Raw genomic sequence first — 24,970 nt, forward strand, 5'->3', positions numbered from 1 at the left:
GCAAGCAAAGAAGCTTAAAGGCTACCTGAAAACCGAATCTTCAATGCAGTGGAAACGAGCCACGCGAGTTGCGGCGAAGCTCAAATCGATGCCAAACCCATGAATAAAAAACCGCTACTTGCCCTATTATTCGGCACAATTCTTCTGCTGCTCGGCGGCTATGTTTTTCTGCGGCACAGCAGCAACCCGCCCGGCAGCCTGCCCAACACAGGCAACAGTGCCGGCCTCAGCCCCAGGCAGCAAAGCCTATTGCAACAGCCCGCCCTGCCGCCGGGCAGCGAAATTGCCAAACTCGTTGTACGCAAGGACGAGCGTGAAATGGATGCCTATGATGCGCAAGGCAATCTACTGAAAACCTATCCCATCGCACTCGGCTTTAGCCCGGTTGGCCATAAACAATTTGAAGGCGACGGCAAAACCCCCGAAGGCCGCTACACCGTCAACGACCGCAATCCCTACAGTGGCTATTATAAAAATCTCGGCATTTCCTACCCTAACGCCGCCGACCGCGCCCATGCTGCCGAACAAGGCAAAAGCCCCGGTGGCGACATCAAAATCCACGGCCTGCGCAACGGCCTAGGCCTTATCGGCGCGCAACACCTGCGACGCGATTGGACCCACGGCTGCATTGCTGTAACCGATGGCGAAATCGACGAACTTTACGCTCACGTCAAACCGCATGCTGAAATTGAGATTTTGCCTTAGCGGGCAGGGTAGCCTTTTATGTGGTTCAGTTGTTTCTATTCCCGCTTCTGCGCCACCGCCCATTCATACAGTGCCTTCTTGTTTGCCCCGCTGATGTCCGCAGCCAGCGCGGCGGCTTTTTTCGGCGGCAGTTCGGCGGTGAGCAGGCTCATGATGTGCCGCGCCTGGTCGTTTAGTTCATTGGTAGCGGCGGCTTCGGGCGGATGCAGCACCAGCACCATCTCGCCGCGCGTCTGGTTGGCATCGGCACGCACGGCGGCCAGCACTTCGGCTACGTTGCCGCTGATGAAGGTTTCAAATGTTTTGCTAATTTCGCGTGCCAGCACCAAATGTCGGTTGGGCAGGATTTCGGCCATTTGGGCGAGTGCCGCCTCGATGCGGTGCGGCGTTTCAAACATTGCCACGGCATAGGGCACTTCGCGCCAACGCTCAAACCATTGCACCCGTTCGCCCGCCTTGGGTGGCAGAAAGCCGGCAAAATAAAAATCTGACTGCGTTACCCCGGCTACGCTCAAAGCCGCCATCACCGCGCTGGCTCCGGCCACCGGCACCACCTTGAAACCTGCTTCCCGCACGCCCGCGGCCAGCCGCGCTCCGGGGTCGCATACCGCCGGCGTGCCCGCATCCGATATTTGCGCCACCACCTGCCCGGCGGCGAGCGCGGCGGTGATGGTTTCGGTCATTTGCCGCTCGTTGTGTTCGCGCACGCTCACGAGCTTGGCGCGGATGCCGTAGGCGGAGAGCAGCTGCTGGCTCACGCGCGTGTCTTCCGCGCATACCAAGTCTGCCCGTTGCAACACCGCCAGCGCACGCAGCGTGATGTCGGCCAGGTTGCCGATGGGCGTTGCCACCACATACAGCGTTTGCGGCTCAATCTGCGCGGCCACCTTATCCAATATTTTTTGCCACATTCTCTTCGGGTATGATTGCGTTTGAAACGCCGCAAACTATAGCAAATTAAATTCGCTTCCGATACAAGGCGGGGCAGGCCGTGGCGGAAGCGGAGCTGATTTACGGTATCGCACGAAAGGAAAACTATGCGCCTTAACCACGCCACCGGCCAAGCTGCCGAAGATACCGCCGTAGGCTACCTGAAAAAACAGGGTTGCCGTATCCTGGTGCGCAACTGGCATTGCCGCTATGGTGAAATCGACATCATCGCCGAGCAGGGCGGGGTGTATTTGTTTGTGGAGGTGCGGCAGCGGCGCAGCCAAAGCTTCGGCGGCGCGGCAGCGAGCATCACTCCGGCCAAACTGGCCAAACTCAGCCGCAGCGCCGAAACCTGGCTCCAGCAAAATGCGCCGAATCAACCTTGCCGTATCGATGCCATATTGATTGAAGGCGATCAGCCGCCGCAATGGGTTCAGAATATCGGCGGGTATTGAAGCGACAGTCGGTGCTGGCGCAAGGCTACTTGAAAGAGGGTTGGATTTTTTGGCTTTGCAGAAACTTGCGTTACTGGTTTTCAGGTAGCCTTTGGTGCTTGCAGTGAGGTTGGTATTGACCACACAGGCAAGCCTAAACGGTGCTTTGCTCGCCCGCGGTGGTAAAGGCCACCTGAAAATGCGGATGTGTTTTGTGCTTGACAGCAACTGGCGCTGCTTGTTTTAGCCGTGTTGCAGGCGATGTTTCAGGTAGCCCTTACCCGCTTGCCTGTTGCCAGCAATTGTTCAAACCACCATATGCCGCTACAATAGCCGACGTTTTCATTTTTTATTTTCAGGTAGACTTTATGAACCCAGCCGCCCAACGCGTATTGCAGCATTTTCAAGAAAGCATTGCCGCCAAACAGCAGTGTGCCGAACAATTGGCCGAGCCGACGGCGCGGGCAGCGGCTTTGCTGTTGGATTCGCTGATGGCCGATGGCAAGATTTTGGTGTGTGGCAACGGCGGTTCGGCAGCCGATGCGCAGCATTTTGCCGCCGAGCTCACCGGCCGTTTTGAAAAAGAACGTATGCCGCTGGGCGCCATCGCGATCACTACCGATACTTCCGCGCTCACCGCCATCGGCAACGATTATGCCTTTGATCAGATTTTTGCCCGCCAAGTGTCGGCGCTCGGCCGCCCGGGCGATGTGCTGGTGGCGATTTCCACTTCCGGCAATTCCGGCAATGTGCTTGCTGCCATCGAAGCCGCCCGCGAGCAGGGTATGAGCGTGGTGGTGCTCACCGGGCGCGACGGCGGCAAAATCGCCGGCGTGCTGGCAGAAGGCGATGTGTTGCTCAACGTGCCGCATAAGCGCACGGCGCGGATTCAGGAAATCCATATCCTGCTGATTCACGCCCTGTGCGATCATATCGATACCGCTTTGTTTGAAGAATAAACGCTTCACCCATTTCCGCCCAATAAGGACAATAAACCATGAAAAAAAGTTTCCGCCTCCTGCTGCTGTGCCTGCTGCCGCTGCCGCTTTCCGGCTGTTTTACCGCGCTGGTGGGCGCGGGCGCGTTCGGCGTGATGTCGGCCACCGACCGCCGCAGCACCGGCGCGCAGGCCGACGACCAAGTGATGGAAGTGCGCATCCAAAACACGGCGCTCACCCATCTGCGCAGCAATAACACTATGCAGGGCTTTGAGCCGAAGCTTTCCGTGGTGAGCTTCAACCGCCAGGTGCTGTTGATGGGCTTGGTGGCCAGCGAGGCCGACAAGGCATTTGTAGAGCGCGTGGCGCGCGCCCAGCCCAATGCTGAGAAGATTTACAACTATATTCAGGTCGCCACCAGCGCACGCGGCTTCGGCGAGGTAAGCAACGATTCGTGGGTTACTTCCAAAGTACGCACTACCTTGCTCGGCACCAAGGGCGTGTCGGCCAATCATGTGAAAGTGGTAACGTATAACGGCGTTACTTATGTGATGGGCATCCTCACGCCTGAAGAGCAGGCGCTGGTGAGCAACACCGTGAGCACCACCGCCGGCGTGCAGCAAGTGGTTACGTTGTATGAAACCTTCGTGCCCAGCAATGTGCGCTAAACACGCTTATCTTTGAATTGTAAGGAAAGTTCATGACCGGCAAAGAAATGCCTTCTTCTTCCAAAAAGCCGCCGCGCAGCACGTTTAGCCGCATTGTGTGGATTGCATTTATTGTGGCCTTTATCGTGGTGTTCGCGCTGGTGGCCATGGCTTGGCTCACGATGCAAAAATCCGATTCAGTGCGGAGCCCCGGCGATGCTTCCGCACCGCAGCAGGGCGTGGAAATTTGGCAGCCTAACGGCGCATCGGCTGTGGCCGGCCAAACCTACAGCTTGCCGCCGGCTGCCGATATGAATGCCGCTTCCCAGGCGTCCGAGCCGGCACAAGAGCGCCCCGCCGCGTCGCGTCGTGCTACACCGGCCACCCCTGCTGGGGAAGAAGTGCCGATTCAGCCGGTTGCCCCGCAGCAGGAAACCGAAATCCGACCGATTGAGGTGCCGGTGAAACCTGCGCCGCAACCCCAGCCGCGCCAGCCTGGAGGCGATGGCGGTGGCAATCCGGTGGATAGCCTGTTTTAAAACGGAGGGTACCTGTAAAGCGCAGTGTAGCGAAGTTTTAGGCAGCCTGTTTGTGGTTATGGTTACAGCAATGTTTCATGGCCGGCTATTGCTATAGTTACACGTATTTCTTCCTACTGCGTTGGCTTGTTTTGCCGTATTGCGTTGTACTGTCTGCGGCTTGCTGCTTGGTATGAGAAAATGTGCTTCAGCTATAGTTAAGAGGAGAGAGATAGTGAAAGTTTACCGCTTGCTTACCGGCACAGACGATTCCGTGTTCTGCCGCCGCGTAACCGAAGCCCTGCAACAAGGTTGGGAGCTGCACGGCAGCCCGACCTTGGCGCACACCGACAACGGCGTGCGCGTGGGGCAGGCGATTGTGAAAGAAGTGGCGCAATACGACCCGAATAAGCCGTTGAGCGAATATTGATATGCAGCAAATAGCAAAGGCTACCTGAAAACTTTTCAGGTAGCCTTTATGGTGTCTGGGCGCGCAATCAATTGCTCTGCACTTGAACCCGGCTCGGAAACTTCGCGGCCACTTGGATGATGATGCTGTGTGTGCGGGTGCCGCGTTCAACCACCTGTTTTAGCCGCGCTTCGTCCAGCCCCTGTTTTTCCACTTCTTGCAGCACGCTGTGGTATTCGCTAAAGGCACTGGTGCATTCGGCAAGCAGGGCATCATCAGGAATCGAGTGGCAGCCGCCTCGGTCGGAATTGGCCATAAACCCGGCACTATGCCGCACCGGCATCATCACAGCTTCGGGCACACTGCCGAAATCGGTACGCTTATTTAGATGGGTGAGGAAGCGGTTTTCGTTGTTGATGAACACATTGTAGTGTTCTACAAACTCTTTCAGCTTCACGGTTTTAACAGCATCGTAGCCGCGCCAGCCTAGAAGGACGATGGCAAGGGCGCCGCTGATGAGGATTTTTTTGGCTTTAGGGGACATAGTTTCTTCTTGGTTTGCTTGAAAAAAGTCATGATTAGATTGCTATATTGTTGGCGGGTATTTTCAGGTAGCCTCTACAGTGTGCGGGAGGCTGCCTGAAAATATAGTCGCCCTAGTGGGGGGGGGGAACGATACGGTCTTGGTTCGCCTTGCTGTATCGTTCTTATTGTTGTGACTTGCCGCTTTGTTTCAATCCCTATTGGAAGTAATATATATTATACTGGATTGCACCGATACCCATTATCCGGCCAAACCCACCAGCAGCTGCCGGATGGTGGGCCAGGCTTCGCCGGTTTCTGCGCCTTTGATGATGCGGTCGATGCGGGCGCATTCTTGCAGGGCGGCGATGAGGCGCGGGGTGGGGATGCGGCGCACGGCCAGGGGGGCGAGCTGTTGTTTGCTGCCCCACAGGCGCAGGCTGTTGCGCACTTGGGCTACGGTTTGCCCTTGTTTGAGGGCGGCGGTGAGGCGGATGAGGGTGCGGATGTCGTCGGCCAGCATCCACAGCAGCATCACGGGTTCTTCGCCGTCGGCTTCGAGGCCTTCGAGCAGGCGCACCACGCGGGCGGGTTCGCCGCTCATCCAGGCGGCGGCGAGCTGGAATACGTCGAAACGGGCTACGTCGGCCACGGCGGCTTCGGTTTCGGCAATGCCCAATTCGTGGCCGGCGGGGTAGAGCAGGGCGAGTTTGTCGATTTCCTGCTTGGCGGCCAAGAGGTTGCCTTCCACGCGCTCGGCAAACAGGGCCAGCGCTTCGTTGCCGATGGATAAATGATGCTGCGCGAGGCGGCCGCGTATCCAGCCGGGCAGAGCCTGGGCATCAACGGCTTTGGCTTCGACTACGGTGCCGCTGCGGCTGAGGGCGGCAAACCATTTGGCCTGGGTTTGGGCGCGCTCAAGTTTGGGCAGGAGGATGACGGTTACGGTGTCGGGGGGGAGGTTGGCGGCCAGTTGTTCGAGGGCTTCGCCGCCGGCTTTGCCGGGCTTGCCGCCGGGCAGGTGGATTTCGAGCAGTTTGAGTTCGGCAAACAGGCCGATGCTGTTGGCGGAGGCGAGGAGGTCTTGCCAGTCGGCGGTGGTGTCGGGGGTGTGGGTTTCGCGGTTTAGGTAGCCCTGCTCTTTGGCGGCGGCACGGATGGCATCTAAGGCTTCTATCCGCAGCAGGGCTTCTTCGCCGTGCAGCACATACAGCGCTTGCAGGGGCTGTTTGAGCTGCGGCAGCAGGCGTTCGGTGCTGATGGCGGCCATTATTCGGCTTTCAGGTAGCCCAGGCGGCGCACGAGCTGGCGGGCGGCGTCCACGCGCATATCGGCCCAGAGTTGGGCTTCTTCTTCTTGTTTACCGAGGATTTCGCTGTCGCTATAGTCCAGCGTGCGGTATACGCTGATGAGCATGGGCTCGCCCAGGGCTTTTTCGCCGCGCCAGGCTTGGGCGGCTACTTTGAGCTCCAGCTGGTATTCGGTTACTGTGCCGGAGAGGTTGAGGGTTTGGATGTTTTTATTGGTTTGGATAGCGGTTACTTTGACCACGGCATCGGCAAAGGCACTGTCGAGCTTGGCGTGGCGGCGCAGCAGTTCGGTTTCGATATTTTGCTGCAATTCGCGCCCTTGTACGGCCCAGGTTTGGTAGGGCAGGGGCGGGTTGAGCACGGGGTCGCTGCCGGCCAGGCGGAAGCCGCAGGCGGCGAGCAACAGCAAAAGAGGCAGCATCAGATATTTTTTCATGGTGTTTCCTTGGATTGCGCCGCAAGAGGCGGCGGCTTGGGGGCGTATTCTAGCGGATTGTGGATGGGGGAGGCTACCTGAAAACGGATAGGTGTTTTCAGGTAGCTTTTCAGTATGGACTCAGGCTATACATGACATGGTTTTCCGTGCGTACAAAATCAGTAGTCAGGTCAATCAGTTCTGCCCGGTATTGGTTTCGGTACGGGCAGTATTGGGCAAGAATCTCTGAGCTTATTGATATGCGCATCAGCGGGTACGGTTTGCACCCAGCGCATAAGTTTGTCCGTTGCGCCAGGCAAACCACCAATACAGGCGCATGTTCGGGTTATCGGGCTTGCTCATGCGGCAAAACGCAAATGCTTGATTGTGGATGCACACCATCGGCATAACTCGGAGTTCAGACGGCAGCAAGGCTTTCCATTCGCGCACTTTCTGCACGGAAGAAGTCTGCAAACGGCATTCGCCTGAGCCTTGGCACACCGGTGCCCATGGGCTGTTGCCGTTTTTCCCGTCCATCATCCATTGCGTGCCGCGCTGGTAATAGCGCATCTGCACCTGCGTGGGGTGCTGCTTCTTATCCAGTAGCACGTATTCGCCGGCATCCGATGCATCCAAACCAGCTGCCCATGTACTGCCGACCAACGCCAGCCATAAAACTATGATTTTGGTAATTTTCATAAAGATCTCCAAAGATAAAACCATTGCCTATTCCTGTTCCTGCTTAAGCGCGGGTTGATTGGGAAAACAGTGCAGCTTGTTTTTTAGTAGGCGAAAGTAGCCTGCACCTTATTATTCACACAGTGTATGTATAGTCGGGCAAACTTTCAGACAGTGTGATCAGGCTACCTGAAAGCTGATTCTCGAACTTTTCAGGTAGCCTGTTCCTTACGCCAACTTCGCTCTAACCAACTCTTGCACCTGTGCTGGATTAGCTTTGCCTTTGCTGGCCTTCATCACTTGTCCCACAATCGCATTCAAGGCTTTTTCGTTGCCGGATTTGAACTGTTCCACGGCTTTGGCGTTGTTGGCCAGCACTTCGTCCACCATCGCTTCAATCGCGCCGGTATCGGTCATCTGTTGCAAGCCGTGTTTTTCAATGATTTCGGCGATGGTGGCTTCGGGTTCAGCCCACATGGCTTCAAAGGCTTTTTTCGCCAACTTGCTGCTTAGAGTCCCGTCAGCGATCTTGCCCACCAGCGCGGCGAGGCGTGGGGCGGTAATCGGGCTGTCGGCAAGTTCCATGCCTTCTTTGTTCAGCGTGGCGGCGAGTTCGCCGTTCATCCAGTTGGCAGTCAGCTTGCCTTGTCCGCTGGCTTTGGCGGCTTCTTCAAAATAGGCAGCCTGCACGCGGCTGGCGGTGAGCAGGCGCGCGTCGTAGTCGTTTACGCCATAATCAGCTACGAAACGTACCGCCATTTCTTTCGGCAGTTCGGGCATTTCTTCTTTGGCTTTTTGCAACCGGTCGTCTGAAATGATGACGGGCAGCAAATCGGGGTCGGGGAAGTAACGGTAGTCGTGCGCGTCTTCTTTCAAACGCATCACGCGGGTTTCTCCTTTTTCTGGGTCGAACAGCATGGTTGCCTGTTGTACCTTGCCGCCGTCTTCCAAAATCTCGATTTGCGCTTCTACTTCGTAATTAATCGCCTGCTCCAAGAAGCGGAAGGAATTGAGGTTTTTAATCTCGCGGCGCGTGCCGAATTCCGCTTGGCCTTTCGGACGCACGGATACGTTGGCATCGACGCGGAACGAGCCTTCCGCCATATTGCCGTCGCAGATGTCCAGCCATGTGACCAAGCTGTGTAGGGCTTTGGCGTAGGCGACGGCTTCGGCGGCGGAGCGCATTTCGGGTTCCGATACGACTTCCAACAGCGGCGTGCCGGCACGGTTCAGGTCGATACCGGTTGCGCCGTTCAAGCCTTCATGCACGGATTTGCCCGCGTCTTCTTCCATGTGCGCGCGGGTTACGTTGATGGTTTTCACCGCGTCGCCGACCACGATTTCCAGCTTGCCGTGTTCGACAATCGGCAAATCCAACTGGCTGATTTGATAGCCTTTTGGCAAATCAGGATAGAAGTAGTTTTTGCGGTCGAACACGTTTTTCTGATTGATTTTCGCATCCAAAGCCAAGCCCAATTTGATGGCTTTTTCAACGACTTCTCGGTTCATTACCGGCAGCACGCCCGGCAGCGCGCATTCCACCACGCTGGCGTGCGCATTGGGTTCCGCACCGAATGCAGTCGATGCGCCGCTGAAAATTTTGGATTTTGTGTTGAGTTGGACGTGGATTTCCAGTCCGATTACGGTTTCCCAGGTCATAAGGGGTCTTTCTGTTGAAGAAGGGTTAATCGGTTTGTAAGGATTTCCGGTTGGGCAGAGGCTACCTGAAAACCCAGATTCTATCTTTCAGACGGCCTTTTGCCGCTATTTTCTGCGCGGCTGGAAGCCGGGAAGCTGCCAGTGGAAGCGGTAGGCAGCCAACCGCAAAAACAGGCCGGCGGCAAACAGCAGATGCAGGGTGAAGGCGTTTATCCAGCCGATCCGCGCGAGGAAATACATCAGCCCGCCGATGAAGATGGCAACGCTGCCGTAGAGGTCGGCACGCAATACGATGGGCACGTCGTTCACCAAAATATCGCGGGCAATACCGCCGCCCACAGCGGTTACAAAGGCGAGCACGATCACGCCGAACAGGTTTAATTGCAGGCCGATGCCGATTTGCGCACCGGTGATACTGAAGGCGGCCAGGCCGATGGCGTCGGCAATTAGGAAGGCGGCGGCAAGATGGGTGCGGCGGTAGCGTTGCACGCGCAGCAGCCAGGCGATAGCGAGGGTGGCGAATACCACAATGAGCGCGTCGGTGTGCCGGAACACCTGTGGCACATGTCCTACCAGCGCATCGCGCATCATGCCGCCGCCCACGGCAGTAAGCAGGGCGGTGATGACCACGCCGAGCACGTCGAGCCGCTTGCTGTAGCCGACGAGGTAGCCGGACACGGCGAAGGCGGCGGTGCCGATGATTTGGATGAAGTCGGTGGTGGTCATGGTTTCAGGTAGCCTTGCAGGCAGTGTTAGCTGGTTAAATAGGTTTTCAGACGGCCTTAAAGGCTACCTGAAAAGTTTCATGGGTTGTGCATTCATGCTGGTTAGTAACCTTAAACTGCTTTCAGGTAGCCTTATCTACATTGTTGCCGTTTAACTGCTTGAACTGCCGATAACTGTCGAGCAGGCGGCTTTGGTAGAGGCCGTTGCCGGAAAGGGTAATCATCAGGTAGTTTTGGGCGCGGGTCATGGCAACGTAGAGCAGGCGCGTGTTGTCGGCTTCCTGGTTTGCGTCTTTATGCTTCAAGGTACAGATGCCCATCAGCATCACGCGCTGGAATTCGAGGCCTTTGCTGCTGTGCATAGTAAAGACGGCAACAGCGTTGTTGTGCGGATTGTAGGCCTTTTTGCTGCCGCCGTAATGCAGGGAATGGCGGATGCCTTTTTGTTTCAACAGTTTGGCAACGTCGTTGCATTGTTCTTTGTTGTAGCAGATGACGGCGATGTCTTGCGGCGGAATGCGGTCTTTGAGCCATTTGTCGAGGCAGCGGGCAAGGTAGTCGAGCTCGCCCTGCCAGTCGGAGCATTCTTTGATATAGGGCGAAATACCGTTTACGCCTGCGGCTTCGGGCTCGACCAGAGGTACGCCGTCTTCGCCGCTTTCGTGCGGCTGCATTTTGTTTTGGGCAAACAGGTAGGCGAAGCCGATGATTTCTTTGGTGTTGCGGTAGTTCAGGCGTAGGATGGTGGTGCGGCCTTGGGCTTTGATGCCGACGCTGGATAGGGTGAAGCCCAAGCCTGCGCCGCTTTTTTTGTAGATGGCCTGGGCATCGTCGTAGAGCAGCAGCAAATGGCCGTTGTCGGCGTCGAGCATATACACGCTCAGGCGCAGCCAGTCGGCTTCGAAGTCATGCCCTTCATCAATCAGCACCGCGCCGTAGCGGCCGCCGGACAGTGTGCCGTCGTGCATGGCTTGCAGTACGGTCAGCGGGGCGTGTTCGTAACCGGGCAGATGGCGGTAGCGCTCGGGCGTCTCCAACCCGTATGCTTTTTGCAGTTTGCCGCACCATTGATGGAAGCTGCACACCTCCACTTTTTCCGCCAAGCCTTTGTCGGCCACGGCGGTACGTAATTTATCGGCCAATACGCGGTTGTAGCACAGTACCAAAACGGGTTTGTCGGACTGTTCGGCCAGGTATTGGCAGCGCATCAGCAAAATCAGGGTTTTGCCGCTGCCTGCCACGCCGTGAATGACGCGGTGGCCGCCGCCGATGCTGCGGGCAAGCTGCTCCTGTTGGATGTCCATGATTTTGATGATGTCGGGCGCGGCGATGGGGTGCGGCACAGAGTCGGCAGCTGGGTGCTCAGGCTGCTGTTCCATTTTGCCGTCGGCCTGGTCGGCAGAGAAGAGTTCCTGTTGCTCGGGCGGGTTGATGCGGACTTCGGGAAACAAATGCCAGCGGATGAGGTCGGTTTCGCTGCGGCTCAGGCTGCATTCGATGCGGTAGGGGAACATGGCGGCCAGCCTGTCGGCGATGTGCGCGTTGCCCTGCCCGCTTTTCAAATCATCTTTATATAGCGTTTGCGTGTGCGGCATCAGATGGTCGAATTTGGCGATGTCGGTAATTTTGGCGATGTCGCTGCGATTGAAACGGGTAAAAACTACGCCGTGCGCGTAGGGGATGCGCAGCCTGCCTTTGTATTCACCCTCGGTGTGCTGCAAGCGGGTTTCTTTTGATAACAAGTCGATGATTTGGAACATATAGCCGCGCGCCTGCTCCAACGGGTGTTTGACTGTTTTCGCGGTGTGCTCGAACACCATTTCACACTCGGTCTGGGTCATGCGCCTAAAGCTGCTGCCCGCCCAGTCCTTTACTTCCAAGCACAGCAGCCCCCTGTTTGGAAACAGTACGAGGAAATCGGCATACAGCCGTTTCTTACCCATCGGCACGTTGTACCAAACGATGCAGTCTTCGGCCAAATATTCGCGCAGGAAATCGGCGGTTTTACGCTCGCCTGCAGTCATGGCTTTGCGGATGTGCTCGCTCAGTTCAGGGATAAACTGTGGCATAGATGTTTTCCTCTTTAATCTTTGTTTTCCGTTTTAAATTTTCAGGTAGCCTCATGCTCAGGGAAGCAGTATAGGTTACAAATACCTAATTTATAGGCTATTCCTAGTTTTAAACTTGCCACCCAAGCCTTCATATTTTTTAAGTAGTTCAGCGTAGCTTTCTAGGGTTTTAGGTTGGAAAATTACTTCAGGCCACCCGAAAAGGTTATTCAAAACAAAAAGTACTATGGACTTCACAAATTTCAGGTAGCCTTTTCCAGACGGCCTCAAAAGGCTACCTGAAAACCTCACACCGGCACTTTCGTATGCCAATCGCTCGCCAACTGCACTTGATGCGCTGCGCCAAGAATTTTAGCTTCGGAGAAGTGGTTGCCGATGAATTGCACGCCGATGGGCAGTCCGCTGCTGCTGAAACCTGCGGGCAGGGTCAGGGCGGGCAAGCCGGCTAGATTCACGGCGATGGTGTAGATGTCGGAAAGGTACATCTGCACGGGGTCGTGGATGTCGCTGCCGAGTTTGGGGGCGGCGGTGGGCGCAGTTGGGGCGAGGATGAAGTCGCATTGCGCGAAGGCCGTCTGAAAATCGTTGGCAACGAGGCGGCGTAGTTTTTGGGCTTTCAGGTAATAGGCATCGTAGTAGCCGTGCGACAACACATAAGTACCGATCATGATGCGGCGTTTGACTTCGCTGCCGAAACCTTCGGCACGGGTGTTGCTGTACATTTCTTCTAGGTCGCTGAATTGGGCGGCGCGGTGGCCGTAGCGCACGCCGTCGTAGCGGGAAAGGTTGGTACTGGCTTCGGCGGAAGCGAGGACGTAGTAAGCGGGAATGGATAGGGCGGTTTGCGGCAGGGAAACTTCAATGGTTTCCGCACCTTGCGCTTTTAAAAGGTCGATGACGTTTTGCAGAGCAGCCTGCACATCGGCATCCGCGCCTTCGCCGAAATATTCCTTGGGCAGACCGATTTTCATGCCTTTGAGCGGTTTGCCCAAATCGCGGGTGTAGTCTTCTTTGCTGCGTTCCAAGCTGGTGGAATCGCGCTCGTCGAAGCTTGCCATCGCATTGAGCAAAATCGCGCAGTCTTCGGCAGTTTGCGCCATCGGACCGGCCTGGTCGAAACTGGACGCGTAGGCGACCATACCGAAGCGGGAAACCGTGCCGTAGGTAGGTTTGATGCCGGTGATGCCGCAGTGTGAGGCAGGCTGGCGGATGGAGCCGCCGGTGTCCGAACCGAGCGCGGCAGGAGCAAGACGTGCGGCAACGACGGCTGCGGAACCGCCGGACGAGCCGCCTGGGACGTGTTCGGGATTCCACGGGTTTTTAGTCGCGCCGTAGAACGAGGTCTCATTGGTCGAGCCCATTGCAAACTCGTCCATATTGGTACGGCCGAGCGTTACCATGCCTTCGTCGAGCAGGTTTTGTACGACGGTGGCAGTGTAGGGGGAGACGAAGTTGTCCAGCATTTTGGAACCGCACGCGCTGCGCCAGCCTGTTTGACAGAAAATATCTTTGTAGGCGATGGGTACGCCGGTAAGAGCCGTGGCATTACCTTGCGCGATACGCTCGTCGGCGGCGCGTGCTTCGGCAAGGGTTTTGTCTTGATCAAGAGTAATGTAGCCGTTAATAGCCGGGTTCTGCGCAGCAATGGCGGCGAGGTATTCGGTTGCCAGTTCGACAGCGGAGATTTGTTTGGATTGCAGCAGTTGGCTGGCTTGTTTGATAGTATATTGGGTCATGAGGGTCTTTCGGTTGAAAATAAGTGGAATTTTAAAGGGTTAATAGTACAGGCTGCTTTTTGAGGCCGTCTGAAAATATCAGCCTATCAATTTTTGGTAAGTATCCGGTTGGTTGAGCTGCGTGGCGGAACGGTACAGCAGCGATTGTTCGTCATTTTCATCATAATCATCAATATAAAATGCAAACAGTAATATGCCGTTTTCAGCACGATTACCGAACAGGCCTTCTTGATCGCATTGCTGCAGTGCGGCTATCAGGGCAGTTTCGTATTCGGTGCGTTTTTGCTGATAGGTGTCGTCATCGTCATCTAGGTTTTCTATGCTGCGGTATCCAGCTTGGTAGAGCTCGCTTTGGTTTTCCAGCCAGTTTTTTGAAACGTTCTGGATTGCGGCTTTGCCGTCATAAAGTGTACATCTGCCATCCCAAATTGCCTGCAAAATGGTACAGTTTTTGTATTCGTCTGCGTGCTCGGCGGCAAAGGCAGCCAAGTCTTGATGGGAGATGGCGGCGTTGCCGGCGGCAAAAAAGTCGTCTACCAGATAGAAATAATACGCGACAACTTCTTTGCCTGCCTGTTCAACCTGCTGCTTGATGCGGCTGAAACATTGGCGGATGTGGCTAACGGCGGCGGTGTGCAGGTGTTGTTGCTTGGATAGCATGGGGTTTCTTTGGGTTTTCAGGTAGCCTTTGCTGTTTTGAGGCTACCTGAAAATCTTGCGGGCAGGTTTATTTGGCTGCACTAACGTGGTCGCACACGGCTTGTATCATTTTGGCGGTGTGTTGCTCTTCGCCACCTACAGCGTTGAGTCCGTTGATGGTTGCTTCACTCAGTTCGGCAGGCTTGGTGTAGGGGTGGGTGTCTTTTAAACCGTTTAGACTGCCATCTGAATTGAACAAGGCCAGTGCGCTCATCACGGATTGGTGTTTACCTCTGCCGCAGAACACCCAGTCGGATACCAGCATATAGGGCTCAGCGCCAGTGCGTTGCGAGCGGTGGCGGGATACAACGGAATACCAGCCGCCGCCGAGAGCGTGGATGGTGTTGGGATAAAGATAGGCAGTGTAGGTGCCGTCGCCATCGCTTTGGTAGTTGTAGAGGCGCACATCTTCGCCAAGCTTGGTTCGCACCATAGCGGCAGCTTTGGGGTTGGCTTGTCGTTCGGCCGGACTGACTGCGGTGTGGGCGGTGGTGGCGAGAATACCCAAGAGGGCAGTGAGGAAGAGTTTTTTCATAATGTTTGCTCCGGGGGGGGGTGCGTTTTGGCTTCACGGCAATTTGCGTTGCTTGTTTTAACTTCGTTGAAATTTATGCTTTCAGGTAGCCTTTTTCAGGCTACCTGAAAATTATTCCTCAATCACCTGCGGCACGATATACAGGCGATTGTGCACTTCAGGGGCAACGGCTTGGTATTCGGTGGCGTGGTCGGTTTCTGTTACTTGGTCAGCACGCAGGCGCAGGGCGAGTTCGTGTGGGTGGGTCATCGGTTCGAAGCCGTCGGTATTCACGCTCTGCATTTGCTCTACCATGGCGAAAATGCCGTTGAGCTCGTCGAGGGTGGAGGCTTTCTCGGCTTCGGTTAGGCTCAAACGCGAGAGGCGGGCGATTTTTTCAACGTCGGAAAGTGTAAGCGACATAAAAATTCCTTAAATTATGTTTAGCAAACAGCCCAATCTCAGGTATCATTACGCGTTTCTTTTGAGACTGGCTTGCAAAGTTAGAATTATAGCCTAAAAGCCCGCCTCTCGGCACGGCATAAGAATAAGGTTGTGCAAAGCAGCGCCGGTCTCTCCATAGGCTTGGTTTCTTTAAAGTATTCATCAGTATTCAAACGCTAGGATTTAAAGCAATGTTCCGCTTTCTCACCCGATATTTCTCTAATGATCTGGCCATCGATTTAGGTACGGCCAACACTCTAATTTACATTAAAGGCCGCGGTATCGTTTTGGACGAACCTTCGGTGGTGGCGCTGCCCAGTGACATAAATAATAAAAATGCTACTGTAGCGGTGGGTGCGGAAGCCAAGCGTATGCTGGGGCGTACGCCAGGCGGTATTCAGGCGGTGCGCCCGATGAAGGATGGGGTGATTGCCGACTTTAATGTTACTGAGAAAATGCTCAAGCACTTTATCCGCAAGGTGAACAACAGTCGCTTTGCTGCCGCTCCGCGCATCGTGATTTGCGTGCCCTGCGGCTCGACCCAGGTGGAACGCAAGGCGATTCACGATTCGGCGCAACAGGCTGGTGCGGCCTCTGTGAATCTGATTGAAGAGCCAATGGCAGCAGCCATCGGTGCAGGTTTGCCGATTGAAGAACCGACTGGCTCCATGGTAGTGGACATCGGTGGTGGTACGACCGAAGTTGGCATCATCTCTTTGTCTGGCGTGGTGTATTCCCATTCTGTGCGTGTGGCAGGTGATGCGTTTGATGAAGCTATTATCAATTATGTACGCCGCAACTACGGTATGCTGATTGGTGAAGCCACCGCTGAAGAAATCAAAAAAACCATCGGCACGGCCTTCCCGGGCAATGCCGTGCGCGAAATCGAAGCTAAAGGCCGCAATCTGGCCGAAGGTATCCCGCGCGCTTTCACTATCAGTTCCAATGAGGTGTTGGAAGCCTTGGCTGAGCCGTTAAACCAAATCGTGCAGGCTGTGAAAAACGCATTGGAGCAGACCCCGCCGGAATTGGGCGCGGATATTGCTGATCGTGGCCTGGTGCTCACTGGTGGCGGTGCACTGCTCAACGGTTTGGATCGTTTGCTAGCTGAGGAAACTGGCCTGCCGGTGAGCATTGCCGAGGACCCACTTACCTGTGTGGTGCGTGGCTCTGGCAAGGCGCTGGATTTAATCGGCAAAATGAACTCTGTGTTTGTGCCCAATCCTTGATTTATCCTGGTGGCATCCCATGTGATGCAAAATCGGAGCAGGATGCCACTTAAGTTTGTTTTGTGTCAGACCTGCCTGCGCGGTGTCTTCAGTTTCCAGGTAACCTACCTGTTATTCTCCCTTATGTCGCAAGAAATCAATTTTGTCAGCCCGATTATCAGCTCTGCCGGCAAGCTAGTGTTGCTGGGGATTGTCTCAATGGCATTGATGGTACTGGACAACCGTTATGCGGCATTGCGGCAGGCTAAGTCTTATGTGGCGACCGGGCTTTATCCCTTGCAGTGGGTGGCACGCCAGCCGGCAGAATGGGTGAGTGGTGGCATGGCATTTATGCGCGACAAACAGCAGCTACTCGCCGAAAACACACGCCTGAAAGAAGAAAATGCCCGTCTGAATATGCAGTTGCAGCTGCAAGCGCCGACGGCGCGCGAATTGAGTGAGCTGAAAACACTGAACCGTTTGCAGCCGCTGCTTGCGCCCAAGGCAGTGCTGGCGGAAATCGTATCTAATGGCCGTATCCCGCGAGCCGATCGTCTGTTGATTACTAAAGGCAGTAACAGCGGGATTCAGGTAGGTGATCCGGTGAGTGACGAAAAAGGCTTAATTGGCCAGGTAACTGCCGTACAGCCGGCTACAGCGGAGGTGGCGCTGATTAACAACCGCCAGTCGGTGATTCCGGCGATGGTAGCTGAAACCGGCGTACGCACACTGGTGTACGGGCGCGGTGAAACGCTGGATTTGCGTTATTTTCCAGTGTCGGCCGAATTGAAAGAGGGCGATTTGCTGGTTACTTCTGGCATTGACAGTATCTACCCAGCCGGCATTCCGATTGCCAAAGTGGCACATGCTGACCGCAATTCCGGTACGCCGTATTACCGTACTGTGCTGACGCCGTCAGCCAGTCTGAGCAGTAGCAGCTATGTGCTGGTGATTCCGCAGAAGCCGCAAGTGTCTGCAAGGCTACCTGAAGCCACTTCCGAGCCGCTAACCGAACAAGATACGCAGGAATAAGCATGTCTCCGATCTCCCCGCTTAAAGAATCCACACCCAAACGCTGGGTGGTATTCAGCTTTTTGCTGGCGTTGCTCTTCGATTTCGTTCCAGTGCCCCCGCCCTGGGTGTTTCCTTTGCCTGATTTCACATTGATAATGCTGGCTTATTGGCTGCTGCACCGGCCGCGGCTTATCGGCATCGGTGTGGCGTTCTGCCTTGGCTTGCTAGTGGATATCGGCACCAATTCACTGCTGGGGCAGCACGGCTTGGCTTATAGTGTGGCCGCATTTTTGATTGAACGCAACCGGCGGCAGGTTGTGCTCAATTCCTTCGGCTGGCAGGCTGTAGCAGTGGCGGGTGCAGTGTTGGTTAGCCAGCTGGTGGTTTTCCTGGTCAGCCTGTTTCAGCAGCAGCCGTTTCCTCTGTGGCGGTTGTGGCTGCCTTCGCTCCTCACTGGCCTGTTGTGGCCGCAGTTGAATAACATGATGCTCGCCATCGACCACTACCGCCGTTCTCGTAAATGAAGTCGCGCCGCCATTACACGCCCGCTAAAGCGCCGTCCCGCAGCCGGCAGAAGGATTATCTGCTGCGCTTGATGGTGGCGTTTGCTATAATTTTAGTATTCTTCAGCGTGCTGGCATGGCAGTTTGTGCGACTTCAGGTAGCCAGGTACGATGAATTTGTGGACAAGGCCGTTGCCAACCGTATCTCCCTTATCCCCACTCCGCCGATTCGCGGTGAAATCACCGATGTGAACGGCGTGGTACTGGCTCACAATTATCCAGCTTATTCACTGGAAGTCATCCCCAACGAATTGGAGATGAAAGTTGAGGATTTGATACCGGTTTTGCGCCCGTATGTGGAAATTAGCGAGGCCGATGTGAAGCGCTTCCAGCGTTTCCGTGCCGAATCCCGCTCCTACGAACGCATCCCCCTGAAATTGAAACTGAGCACCGAAGAAGCCGCTCGGTTGGCAGCGGTGCTGTTCCGCTTCAAAGGTGTGGAAGTGAATGCACGCACTTTTCGCGAATATCCCTACGGGGGGCTCACCACTCACATCATCGGCTACATTGGCCGCATCAGCGACAAAGACCGTGACCAGTTGGAAAGCGAAGACCGCTACGAGCTTTATCGCGGCACCACCCACATTGGCAAAATGGGTTTAGAGAACTATTACGAGCAGCAGCTGCACGGCGTGCCCGGTTATCAGGAAGTGGAAAAAGATGCGCAGGGCAATATAGTGCGTACCTTGAAAACCGCACCAGCCGCGAGCGGGCAGACCCTGCGCCTGTCGCTTGACATCCGTATGCAGCAGAAAGCTAGTGAACTGTTGGGCAACCGGCGCGGCGCAGTGGTGGCTATCGATCCGCAAACAGGCGGTGTGCTGGTTTTGGTATCGAAGCCGACTTACGATGCCAACCTGTTCATTGACGGCATCGACAGCGATACGTGGAAAAGCCTGAACGACGATTGGCAACGCCCGCTCATCAACCGCGTTACCCAAGGTCTGTATCCGCCCGGCTCCACCTTTAAGCCGTTTATGGGCATGGCTGCGTTGCAAAGCGGGCAGATTACGCCCAACACTGTGCTGCCTGCGCCCGGCGCGTGGAGCATTCCCGGCAGCCGCCACCAGTTCCGTGATTCGGTGCGCAGCGGGCACGGTTCGGCCAATCTGGGTAAGGCCATCCAAGTGTCATCCGACACCTTTTTCTACCGCCTAGGCTACGAAATGGGCATAGAAAAAGCTTATCCTTATTTGGCGCACTTCGGCTTTGGCCAGCCAACCGGCATTGATTTACCTAATGAATACAAAGGAATATTGCCTAACCCCGAATGGAAGGCGCGCCGTTTTGCCAATTCGCGCAACGAATCTGCCCGCCAGTGGCGCGCTGCTGATATGGTTACTATCAGCATCGGGCAGGGCTATAACGCTTACACGCCGCTACAGATGGCGCACGCCACCGCCATGCTGGCCAACAACGGCGTGAGGTATCGCCCGCACTTGGTACGCGAGCTCACCGACCACCAAAAGCAAACTCGCATTTTAGTCGGTACCCAGCCCAGTGCCACCCTACCGTTCAAACCGGAATATTTCGCTTTTGTGAAGCAAAGCATGGAGCGCGTGTTGCGCCCGGGCGGCACGGCTTGGCGCATGGGCGTGGGGCTGAAATACAGCATGGGAGGCAAAACCGGCACAGCGCAGGTGGTGCAGATTCGGCAGGGTGCATCGTATAACGCGGCCGCGCTGGCCGAACGCCACCGTGACCATGCCTGGTTTATTGCCTTTGCGCCGGCACAGAATCCAAAAATCGCCATCGCTGTGCTGCTAGAAAACGGTGGCTGGGGTGCGAATGCCGCGCCGGTGGCGCGCCAGTTGGCCGATTTTTACCTGATGCAACTACAGGGCGAAAACGGTAAAAACCTGCCGCTGCCCAAGCTTGCTGTACCGAGAGATGGTGCGATGAGGCAGGTAGAGTATCCACTGATTAACGTCCAAGCGGTGCGCACCCTGTCTGCCTATCGGGTGGTTTCAGGTAGCTTGCCGGCTGCCGCATCCGAGGCCCGATAATATGCAGCACCCGTCTAAACACGCTATCCGCCGCTACTGGCGGAAAATTTGGGATCCGATGGACATGTGGCTGTTTTACAGCATGCTGGCCATCTATGTGATGAGCCTATTTTTGCTGTATTCGGCCGACGGCCAGAACATCGGCCAGCTGGAAAACAAAACCCTGCACACGATAGTGGGCTTTGTGCTGCTGTGGTGCATTGCCCGTACTCAGCCGCAGGTGCTGAGCAACTTCGCCATTGTGTTGTATGGGGTGAGCCTGCTGATGTTGGTGGGGGTGCACTTTTTCGGTGTGATTGTGAATGGTTCGCAACGATGGTTGAATTTGGGCATCATCCGTTTGCAACCCTCAGAGTTGATGAAAATTGCGCTGCCAATGACGGTGGCGTGGTATCTGCAGAAACACGAAACGGAGCTGGGCTGGCAGCATTATTTGGCTGCATTGGTGCTGATAGTTGCGCCGGGCTTCTTGATTTTGAAGCAGCCTGATTTGGGTACGGCTGTGTTGATTATGGCGTCCGGGCTGTTTGTGATATTTTTTGCGGGGCTGCCGTGGAGGGTGATTGCGGTGGCTGTGGTCGGCTTTTTTGCCTCACTGCCTCTGTTGTGGCAATACGGTATGCATGACTACCAGCGCACCCGCGTGCTGACCCTGCTCGATCCGACTAAAGACCCACTCGGCGCGGGCTACCATATTTTGCAGTCAATGACTGCTATCGGCTCCGGCGGTGTGTGGGGTAAGGGCTGGCTCAATGGCACACAGACGCATCTTGACTATATCCCGGAGTCCACCACGGATTTCATCTTCGCTGTGTATGGTGAAGAGTTCGGTCTTATTGGCAATCTCCTGCTGCTATCGGTGTATACTATCATGTTGGGGCGTGGTCTCTATATTGCTGCCAAAGCCCCTACGCTCTATAGCCGCACCTTGGCCGGTGCACTCACTATGACGCTGTTTTGTTATGTGTTTGTGAATATGGGCATGGTGAGCGGTATCCTGCCGGTAGTGGGTGTGCCGCTGCCATTGGTGAGTTACGGCGGCACGGCCACGCTTTCTATCATGATCATTGTTGCTATGTTGATGGGCATCAGTAATCAGCAGAGCAAGATGTAGGGCGGTGGAGGCTACCTGAAATTTCAGGTAGCCTTTGTTGCGGATTGTATGTTTGCTGGCAGAAATAATGATATATGTGTTGAATCTGCAATACATTTGACATAGTGTGGTGTCTGGTAATGGCAAAGGTTGCATTGCCTGTATAGAATAGTGGCAGTTCTCCGGCCAATGCTGGGGGGGTATTCTTTTTGGTTACTCAGATCAGAAATGGGTATTTTAAGCTTTATTGCGGCGAGTATTTTCAGGTAGTATTAGCCACGGAAAGAGCATAATGAAGAAAATGGTTTTGTTGGTTATAGACACCCAGCAGGCATTGCTGGATATGGGAGCTTATCGCGGGGTGGAAATGTTGGATGCCATCAGCCGAATGTTGCTTGCTGCCCGTACGCATGGGCGCGAAGTCATCTATGTGCGGCATAACGAGGCGGATTCGCCCTTTGCGCCAAACTCGCCCGGTTGGCAGATTGCTGCCGCTGTTGCGCCGCAGGCCGGTGAGAAAGTAGTGGATAAATGGTATAGCAGCGCTTTTCGCGGTACGGATTTGCTGGATTACCTGCGTGGCAACGGAGTTGAGTGCTTAGTGGTGGTTGGTATGATGACTGAATACTGTGTGGAAACTACTGTGCGGGCTGCCAGCGATTTGGGCTTTGAAGTGATTTTGCCAGAAGGTGCCAACAGCACACTGGATAATGGCCGCTGGTCGGCTAAAGAGCTGTATGAGCATCATAATTTCGATATTATGCGTGGGCGCTTCGCAGCCATGCCGAGCGTAGATGAAGCTGTGGCGCTGTTATCTGACTGATTTGATGTTTTGAGAGAAATGATGATTACTCATATCCTGTATTTGTTCACTGGCCTGATTGCTCTAAATAATCCATTGATTGCACTTGGATATTTTGTTGATAAAACAGTGGATTTTACTTTGAAGGAGCAGCGTAAAACCGCGCGCCTGGTAGCGATTAGCGCCTTTGTCTGTATGGTGGTGGCCGGGGTAATTGGTACGCCGTTGTTGAAAGTTCTAGGCATCGGTATTCCGGCCTTCCAAATTGCTGGTGGCATTTTAGTATTTGTGATTGCCATGAACATGATGGGAGGCGAGGATAATCCGGTGAAACCTAATTTAAATAAGGAGCATTTAAGCCTGCCGCCGGAGAAACAATTTACCTTTGCCGTGGTGCCGATGGCTACGCCGATTATCGTTGGTCCGGGCGGATTTTCTATCATTATCATTTATAGCAGTCATGTGGAAACGTGGGTGGGTGCACTACAACTTCTGGCCGCCTGTTTTATGGTGGGGGTAACCTGTTATTTGATTTTGGCCTGTTCGGCCAGACTGAGCAAAATACTTGGCAGTGTTGGCATCAAGATCATCAACCGCGTGTCTGGCCTGCTGCTGGCAGCAATTGCGGTGGAGATTGTATTGGCTGGTTTGCGAGGCTTATTCCCGGCTTTGAAAATAACGGGTTAAATTTGAGTATAAATAAGGAAGTGATGAAGGGCGGGGGCGTATCCGCCCTTTTGTTTGTATCTCAACTTTCACTTTGCCATTTTGTATCAATATTTTTTAGTGATTACATGATATGTTGTATCTATAATGATGAATATTCGCTTCTTATCAACTAATTTAGAGTACAATCCCTAGAGCTACGCTCTTCTTTTCCAACTCTTTATTTGGAGACCGTTATGCCCCAATTGTCCGACATTCAAATTGCTCAAGCTGCCTCCATCCGGCATATTGACGAAATCGCCGCCAAGCTCGGCTTGAAACCGGAGCAGTTGGAGCATTATGGTAAATATAAAGCCAAAATCCATCCTGTGGATGCATTCAGGCTACCTGAAAAGCAAGGTAAGCTAATTTTGGTGACTGCAATCAGCCCCACACCGGCCGGGGAAGGCAAAACTACAGTAACCATCGGCTTGGCCGACGCGCTCAATCGCATCGGTAAAAATGCTGTCATTGCCCTACGTGAGCCTTCACTCGGCCCTGTGTTTGGTATCAAAGGCGGTGCGGCTGGTGGCGGCTATGCCCAAGTGCTGCCAATGGAAGATATTAACCTGCACTTTACTGGCGATTTTCACGCTATTGGTGCCGCAAACAACCTTTTGGCTGCTCTTATCGACAACCATATCTACCATGGTAATGCGCTCAATATTGATCCAAAACGGATTCTGTGGCGGCGTGCAGTGGATATGAATGATCGCCATTTGCGCAATATTATCGGTGGGTTAGGTAAAATCGCCGATGGTGTGATGCGTGATGATGGTTTTGATATAACTGTTGCCTCCGAAGTGATGGCGGTATTCTGTTTGGCCAAAGATATTGCTGACCTCAAACAGAGGTTGGGTAATATATTGGTGGCATATACCAAAGATGGTAGCCCGGTGTATGCACGCGATTTGAATGCACAGGGTGCAATGACAGTGCTGTTAAAAGATGCCATTAAGCCAAATCTTGTTCAGACCATTGAAGGTACACCTGCTTTTGTGCATGGCGGCCCGTTCGCTAATATTGCCCATGGTTGCAATTCAGTTATCGCTACGCGTTTGGCGTGTCATCTGGCCGATTATGCTGTTACCGAAGCTGGGTTTGGGGCGGATTTGGGTGCCGAGAAATTCTGCGACATCAAGTGTCGGTTGTCCGGTTTACGGCCGGGTGCTGCAGTGGTAGTGGCTACCGTGCGGGCATTGAAATATAACGGTGGCTTACCAAAAGATGAGTTGTCCGGTGAAAATCTGGCTGCACTGGAAAAAGGGTTACCCAATCTGTTGCGCCATATTGATAATCTGAAAAATGTGTTTGGCTTGCCGGTGGTGGTAGCGCTCAACCGATTCAGTGTTGATACTCAGGCCGAATTGAATTTGGTGGCTGAAGCCTGCCGACAACGTGGTGCGGAAATATCATTTACCGAAGTGTGGAGTAAAGGTGGTGCCGGTGGTGAGGATTTGGCGCGTAAAGTAGCTGCTGTTATCGAACAATCATCTGCACAATTTAGCTTCTCTTATGAAGTAGAGCAAAGTATCCCGGAAAAAATCCGCATGGTTGCCCAGAGAATTTATGGTGCAGATGATGTGGATTTCAGTGCGGAGGCGCTGGCTGATATCGCTAATTTGGAAAAATTGGGGTGGGACAAGTTGCCCGTTTGTATGGCAAAAACGCAATATTCATTCAGTGATAATGCTAAGTTGTTGGGTGCACCACAAGGTTTCCGCATCATTGTGCGTGGGCTGACGTTGTCTGCTGGAGCAGGGTTTGTTGTGGTGCTGTGTGGCAATATGATGAAAATGCCAGGTTTGCCAAAAGTGCCGGCTGCAGAGCGAATTGATGTGGATGATGATGGGGTAATTAGTGGATTGTTCTGAATGGTTTTAGTGTGGAAAGAATTCATAGCCGGACAGTTGCCTGGCTATTTTTTGTGCAAGTATCTTCAGTAGCCAGTAGTCAGTTGTATTTATGCCGGGTAAATTTCATTTCACCCTAGTGCTTTAGTTTTTGTTTGTGGATATTTTGTTTTTCGGTATTTGACAAAATATTTTGGTAGGCGTATAGTCCGCATCTTCGCTGTTCCTTACGGCACGGTTTTGTTGTCAGTTTTACGGTTCAGCAGCTCTTTAACAATCAGATTACCGATAAGTGTGGGTGTTTTACACCTGCACTGTTGAGAAGAAGACAAGACGATGTTTTGACATTGTCCTGTTGGTTTCTTTGAAGCAGA

26 protein-coding genes are annotated in these 24,970 nt (G+C 54.2%); 14 read left to right on the forward strand and 12 right to left on the reverse strand.

Going from position 1 to position 24,970, the window contains the following annotated elements:
- The first annotated feature begins 99 nt into the window (after window positions 1–99).
- Complete coding sequence (locus tag A7P96_RS01865; RefSeq protein ID WP_067524362.1) at window positions 100–705, forward strand: murein L,D-transpeptidase family protein; 606 nt, start codon at window positions 100–102, stop codon at window positions 703–705.
- Window positions 706–740: 35 nt separating this feature from the next.
- On the opposite strand, the gene rsmI is transcribed toward A7P96_RS01865, so the two are convergent.
- Window positions 741–1,616, reverse strand: a complete 876-nt coding sequence (gene rsmI / locus A7P96_RS01870; protein ID WP_067524294.1) for a 16S rRNA (cytidine(1402)-2'-O)-methyltransferase — start codon at window positions 1,614–1,616, stop codon at window positions 741–743.
- A 126-nt stretch (window positions 1,617–1,742) separates the two neighbouring features.
- On the opposite strand from rsmI, the gene A7P96_RS01875 reads away from it, so the two are divergent.
- The 5 genes from A7P96_RS01875 (at window position 1,743) to A7P96_RS01895 (ending at window position 4,602) form a co-directional block, all read left to right on the forward strand.
- Window positions 1,743–2,090, forward strand: coding sequence for a YraN family protein (locus A7P96_RS01875; RefSeq protein WP_067524296.1), 348 nt, complete (start codon window positions 1,743–1,745; stop codon window positions 2,088–2,090).
- A 347-nt stretch (window positions 2,091–2,437) separates the two neighbouring features.
- Entirely contained in the window at window positions 2,438–3,028 is a 591-nt protein-coding gene (locus A7P96_RS01880) for a phosphoheptose isomerase (protein WP_067524298.1), read from the forward strand.
- Window positions 3,029–3,066: 38 nt separating this feature from the next.
- The gene (locus A7P96_RS01885) at window positions 3,067–3,675 is read left to right on the forward strand and encodes a BON domain-containing protein (protein ID WP_067524300.1); all 609 of its coding nucleotides are present in this window, start codon (window positions 3,067–3,069) and stop codon (window positions 3,673–3,675) included.
- Window positions 3,676–3,707: 32 nt separating this feature from the next.
- Window positions 3,708–4,193, forward strand: coding sequence for a hypothetical protein (locus A7P96_RS01890; RefSeq protein ID WP_067524302.1), 486 nt, complete (start codon window positions 3,708–3,710; stop codon window positions 4,191–4,193).
- A gap of 214 nt (window positions 4,194–4,407) precedes the next feature.
- The gene (locus A7P96_RS01895) at window positions 4,408–4,602 is read left to right on the forward strand and encodes a DUF1737 domain-containing protein (RefSeq protein ID WP_067441242.1); all 195 of its coding nucleotides are present in this window, start codon (window positions 4,408–4,410) and stop codon (window positions 4,600–4,602) included.
- Between the two features lie 67 nt (window positions 4,603–4,669).
- Here the strand turns inward: A7P96_RS01895 and A7P96_RS01900 are convergent, their stop codons facing one another.
- The 11 genes from A7P96_RS01900 to gatC form a co-directional block, all read right to left on the reverse strand.
- On the reverse strand, window positions 4,670–5,125 hold the full coding sequence (locus tag A7P96_RS01900) for a hypothetical protein (protein WP_067524304.1): 456 nt from the start codon (window positions 5,123–5,125) through the stop codon (window positions 4,670–4,672).
- 240 nt (window positions 5,126–5,365) lie between these two features.
- Window positions 5,366–6,373 carry a DNA polymerase III subunit delta gene (gene holA, locus A7P96_RS01905; protein WP_067524306.1) on the reverse strand — a complete coding sequence of 336 codons (1,008 nt, stop codon included), beginning with the start codon at window positions 6,371–6,373 and terminating at the stop codon, window positions 5,366–5,368.
- Window positions 6,373–6,849, reverse strand: coding sequence for an LPS assembly lipoprotein LptE (lptE, locus tag A7P96_RS01910; RefSeq protein ID WP_067524309.1), 477 nt, complete (start codon window positions 6,847–6,849; stop codon window positions 6,373–6,375). The genes holA and lptE overlap by 1 nt, the downstream gene beginning before the upstream one ends.
- Before the next feature lie 246 nt (window positions 6,850–7,095).
- Entirely contained in the window at window positions 7,096–7,527 is a 432-nt protein-coding gene (locus A7P96_RS01915; RefSeq protein WP_067524364.1) for a hypothetical protein, read from the reverse strand.
- Between the two features lie 207 nt (window positions 7,528–7,734).
- Entirely contained in the window at window positions 7,735–9,165 is a 1,431-nt protein-coding gene (gene gatB / locus A7P96_RS01920; protein WP_067524311.1) for an Asp-tRNA(Asn)/Glu-tRNA(Gln) amidotransferase subunit GatB, read from the reverse strand.
- 105 nt (window positions 9,166–9,270) lie between these two features.
- Entirely contained in the window at window positions 9,271–9,891 is a 621-nt protein-coding gene (locus A7P96_RS01925; RefSeq protein WP_023887104.1) for a trimeric intracellular cation channel family protein, read from the reverse strand.
- Window positions 9,892–10,012: 121 nt separating this feature from the next.
- Window positions 10,013–11,959: a 3'-5' exonuclease gene (locus A7P96_RS01930; RefSeq protein WP_067524313.1), complete on the reverse strand. Its 1,947-nt coding sequence runs from the start codon at window positions 11,957–11,959 to the stop codon at window positions 10,013–10,015.
- 287 nt (window positions 11,960–12,246) lie between these two features.
- Window positions 12,247–13,695, reverse strand: coding sequence for an Asp-tRNA(Asn)/Glu-tRNA(Gln) amidotransferase subunit GatA (gene gatA / locus A7P96_RS01935; RefSeq protein WP_067524315.1), 1,449 nt, complete (start codon window positions 13,693–13,695; stop codon window positions 12,247–12,249).
- 78 nt (window positions 13,696–13,773) lie between these two features.
- Window positions 13,774–14,355, reverse strand: a complete 582-nt coding sequence (locus A7P96_RS01940) for a DUF4303 domain-containing protein (protein WP_067524317.1) — start codon at window positions 14,353–14,355, stop codon at window positions 13,774–13,776.
- 67 nt (window positions 14,356–14,422) lie between these two features.
- Window positions 14,423–14,929, reverse strand: coding sequence for a hypothetical protein (locus A7P96_RS01945; protein WP_067524319.1), 507 nt, complete (start codon window positions 14,927–14,929; stop codon window positions 14,423–14,425).
- Window positions 14,930–15,040: 111 nt separating this feature from the next.
- Complete coding sequence (gatC, locus tag A7P96_RS01950) at window positions 15,041–15,331, reverse strand: Asp-tRNA(Asn)/Glu-tRNA(Gln) amidotransferase subunit GatC (protein ID WP_067524321.1); 291 nt, start codon at window positions 15,329–15,331, stop codon at window positions 15,041–15,043.
- A 212-nt stretch (window positions 15,332–15,543) separates the two neighbouring features.
- Here gatC and A7P96_RS01955 point away from each other — a divergent pair, with 212 nt between their 5' ends.
- From A7P96_RS01955 to A7P96_RS01990, 8 genes are all read left to right on the forward strand, one after another.
- Window positions 15,544–16,581, forward strand: a complete 1,038-nt coding sequence (locus A7P96_RS01955) for a rod shape-determining protein (RefSeq protein ID WP_067524323.1) — start codon at window positions 15,544–15,546, stop codon at window positions 16,579–16,581.
- 123 nt (window positions 16,582–16,704) lie between these two features.
- Window positions 16,705–17,592 carry a rod shape-determining protein MreC gene (mreC, locus tag A7P96_RS01960; RefSeq protein WP_067524326.1) on the forward strand — a complete coding sequence of 296 codons (888 nt, stop codon included), beginning with the start codon at window positions 16,705–16,707 and terminating at the stop codon, window positions 17,590–17,592.
- 2 nt (window positions 17,593–17,594) lie between these two features.
- Window positions 17,595–18,098: a rod shape-determining protein MreD gene (gene mreD, locus A7P96_RS01965; RefSeq protein WP_067524328.1), complete on the forward strand. Its 504-nt coding sequence runs from the start codon at window positions 17,595–17,597 to the stop codon at window positions 18,096–18,098.
- Window positions 18,095–20,143, forward strand: a complete 2,049-nt coding sequence (gene mrdA, locus A7P96_RS01970) for a penicillin-binding protein 2 (RefSeq protein ID WP_067524330.1) — start codon at window positions 18,095–18,097, stop codon at window positions 20,141–20,143. The genes mreD and mrdA overlap by 4 nt, the downstream gene beginning before the upstream one ends.
- Before the next feature lies 1 nt (window position 20,144).
- Entirely contained in the window at window positions 20,145–21,257 is a 1,113-nt protein-coding gene (gene rodA, locus A7P96_RS01975; RefSeq protein WP_067524331.1) for a rod shape-determining protein RodA, read from the forward strand.
- Window positions 21,258–21,528: 271 nt separating this feature from the next.
- Complete coding sequence (locus tag A7P96_RS01980) at window positions 21,529–22,059, forward strand: cysteine hydrolase family protein (RefSeq protein WP_067524333.1); 531 nt, start codon at window positions 21,529–21,531, stop codon at window positions 22,057–22,059.
- Window positions 22,060–22,077: 18 nt separating this feature from the next.
- Window positions 22,078–22,725, forward strand: coding sequence for a MarC family protein (locus A7P96_RS01985; RefSeq protein WP_231863616.1), 648 nt, complete (start codon window positions 22,078–22,080; stop codon window positions 22,723–22,725).
- A gap of 215 nt (window positions 22,726–22,940) precedes the next feature.
- The gene (locus A7P96_RS01990; protein WP_067524337.1) at window positions 22,941–24,617 is read left to right on the forward strand and encodes a formate--tetrahydrofolate ligase; all 1,677 of its coding nucleotides are present in this window, start codon (window positions 22,941–22,943) and stop codon (window positions 24,615–24,617) included.
- Window positions 24,618–24,970 lie beyond the last annotated feature (353 nt).

The organism is Eikenella sp. NML03-A-027 (genome assembly GCF_001648395.1).
In the GTDB taxonomy this organism is placed as follows: domain Bacteria; phylum Pseudomonadota; class Gammaproteobacteria; order Burkholderiales; family Neisseriaceae; genus Eikenella; species Eikenella exigua.

What these genes read in the sequence shown, in the direction of transcription:
- A7P96_RS01865 (WP_067524362.1), top strand. Translation starts at nt 100, where the DNA reads ATGAATAAAAAACCGCTACTTGCCCTATTATTCGGCACAATTCTTCTG.
- rsmI (WP_067524294.1), bottom strand. Translation starts at nt 1,616, where the DNA reads ATGTGGCAAAAAATATTGGATAAGGTGGCCGCGCAGATTGAGCCGCAA.
- A7P96_RS01875 (WP_067524296.1), top strand. Translation starts at nt 1,743, where the DNA reads ATGCGCCTTAACCACGCCACCGGCCAAGCTGCCGAAGATACCGCCGTA.
- A7P96_RS01880 (WP_067524298.1), top strand. Translation starts at nt 2,438, where the DNA reads ATGAACCCAGCCGCCCAACGCGTATTGCAGCATTTTCAAGAAAGCATT.
- A7P96_RS01885 (WP_067524300.1), top strand. Translation starts at nt 3,067, where the DNA reads ATGAAAAAAAGTTTCCGCCTCCTGCTGCTGTGCCTGCTGCCGCTGCCG.
- A7P96_RS01890 (WP_067524302.1), top strand. Translation starts at nt 3,708, where the DNA reads ATGACCGGCAAAGAAATGCCTTCTTCTTCCAAAAAGCCGCCGCGCAGC.
- A7P96_RS01900 (WP_067524304.1), bottom strand. Translation starts at nt 5,125, where the DNA reads ATGTCCCCTAAAGCCAAAAAAATCCTCATCAGCGGCGCCCTTGCCATC.
- holA (WP_067524306.1), bottom strand. Translation starts at nt 6,373, where the DNA reads ATGGCCGCCATCAGCACCGAACGCCTGCTGCCGCAGCTCAAACAGCCC.
- lptE (WP_067524309.1), bottom strand. Translation starts at nt 6,849, where the DNA reads ATGAAAAAATATCTGATGCTGCCTCTTTTGCTGTTGCTCGCCGCCTGC.
- A7P96_RS01915 (WP_067524364.1), bottom strand. Translation starts at nt 7,527, where the DNA reads ATGAAAATTACCAAAATCATAGTTTTATGGCTGGCGTTGGTCGGCAGT.
- gatB (WP_067524311.1), bottom strand. Translation starts at nt 9,165, where the DNA reads ATGACCTGGGAAACCGTAATCGGACTGGAAATCCACGTCCAACTCAAC.
- A7P96_RS01925 (WP_023887104.1), bottom strand. Translation starts at nt 9,891, where the DNA reads ATGACCACCACCGACTTCATCCAAATCATCGGCACCGCCGCCTTCGCC.
- A7P96_RS01930 (WP_067524313.1), bottom strand. Translation starts at nt 11,959, where the DNA reads ATGCCACAGTTTATCCCTGAACTGAGCGAGCACATCCGCAAAGCCATG.
- gatA (WP_067524315.1), bottom strand. Translation starts at nt 13,695, where the DNA reads ATGACCCAATATACTATCAAACAAGCCAGCCAACTGCTGCAATCCAAA.
- A7P96_RS01940 (WP_067524317.1), bottom strand. Translation starts at nt 14,355, where the DNA reads ATGCTATCCAAGCAACAACACCTGCACACCGCCGCCGTTAGCCACATC.
- A7P96_RS01945 (WP_067524319.1), bottom strand. Translation starts at nt 14,929, where the DNA reads ATGAAAAAACTCTTCCTCACTGCCCTCTTGGGTATTCTCGCCACCACC.
- gatC (WP_067524321.1), bottom strand. Translation starts at nt 15,331, where the DNA reads ATGTCGCTTACACTTTCCGACGTTGAAAAAATCGCCCGCCTCTCGCGT.
- A7P96_RS01955 (WP_067524323.1), top strand. Translation starts at nt 15,544, where the DNA reads ATGTTCCGCTTTCTCACCCGATATTTCTCTAATGATCTGGCCATCGAT.
- mreC (WP_067524326.1), top strand. Translation starts at nt 16,705, where the DNA reads ATGTCGCAAGAAATCAATTTTGTCAGCCCGATTATCAGCTCTGCCGGC.
- mreD (WP_067524328.1), top strand. Translation starts at nt 17,595, where the DNA reads ATGTCTCCGATCTCCCCGCTTAAAGAATCCACACCCAAACGCTGGGTG.
- mrdA (WP_067524330.1), top strand. Translation starts at nt 18,095, where the DNA reads ATGAAGTCGCGCCGCCATTACACGCCCGCTAAAGCGCCGTCCCGCAGC.
- rodA (WP_067524331.1), top strand. Translation starts at nt 20,145, where the DNA reads ATGCAGCACCCGTCTAAACACGCTATCCGCCGCTACTGGCGGAAAATT.
- A7P96_RS01980 (WP_067524333.1), top strand. Translation starts at nt 21,529, where the DNA reads ATGAAGAAAATGGTTTTGTTGGTTATAGACACCCAGCAGGCATTGCTG.
- A7P96_RS01985 (WP_231863616.1), top strand. Translation starts at nt 22,078, where the DNA reads ATGATGATTACTCATATCCTGTATTTGTTCACTGGCCTGATTGCTCTA.
- A7P96_RS01990 (WP_067524337.1), top strand. Translation starts at nt 22,941, where the DNA reads ATGCCCCAATTGTCCGACATTCAAATTGCTCAAGCTGCCTCCATCCGG.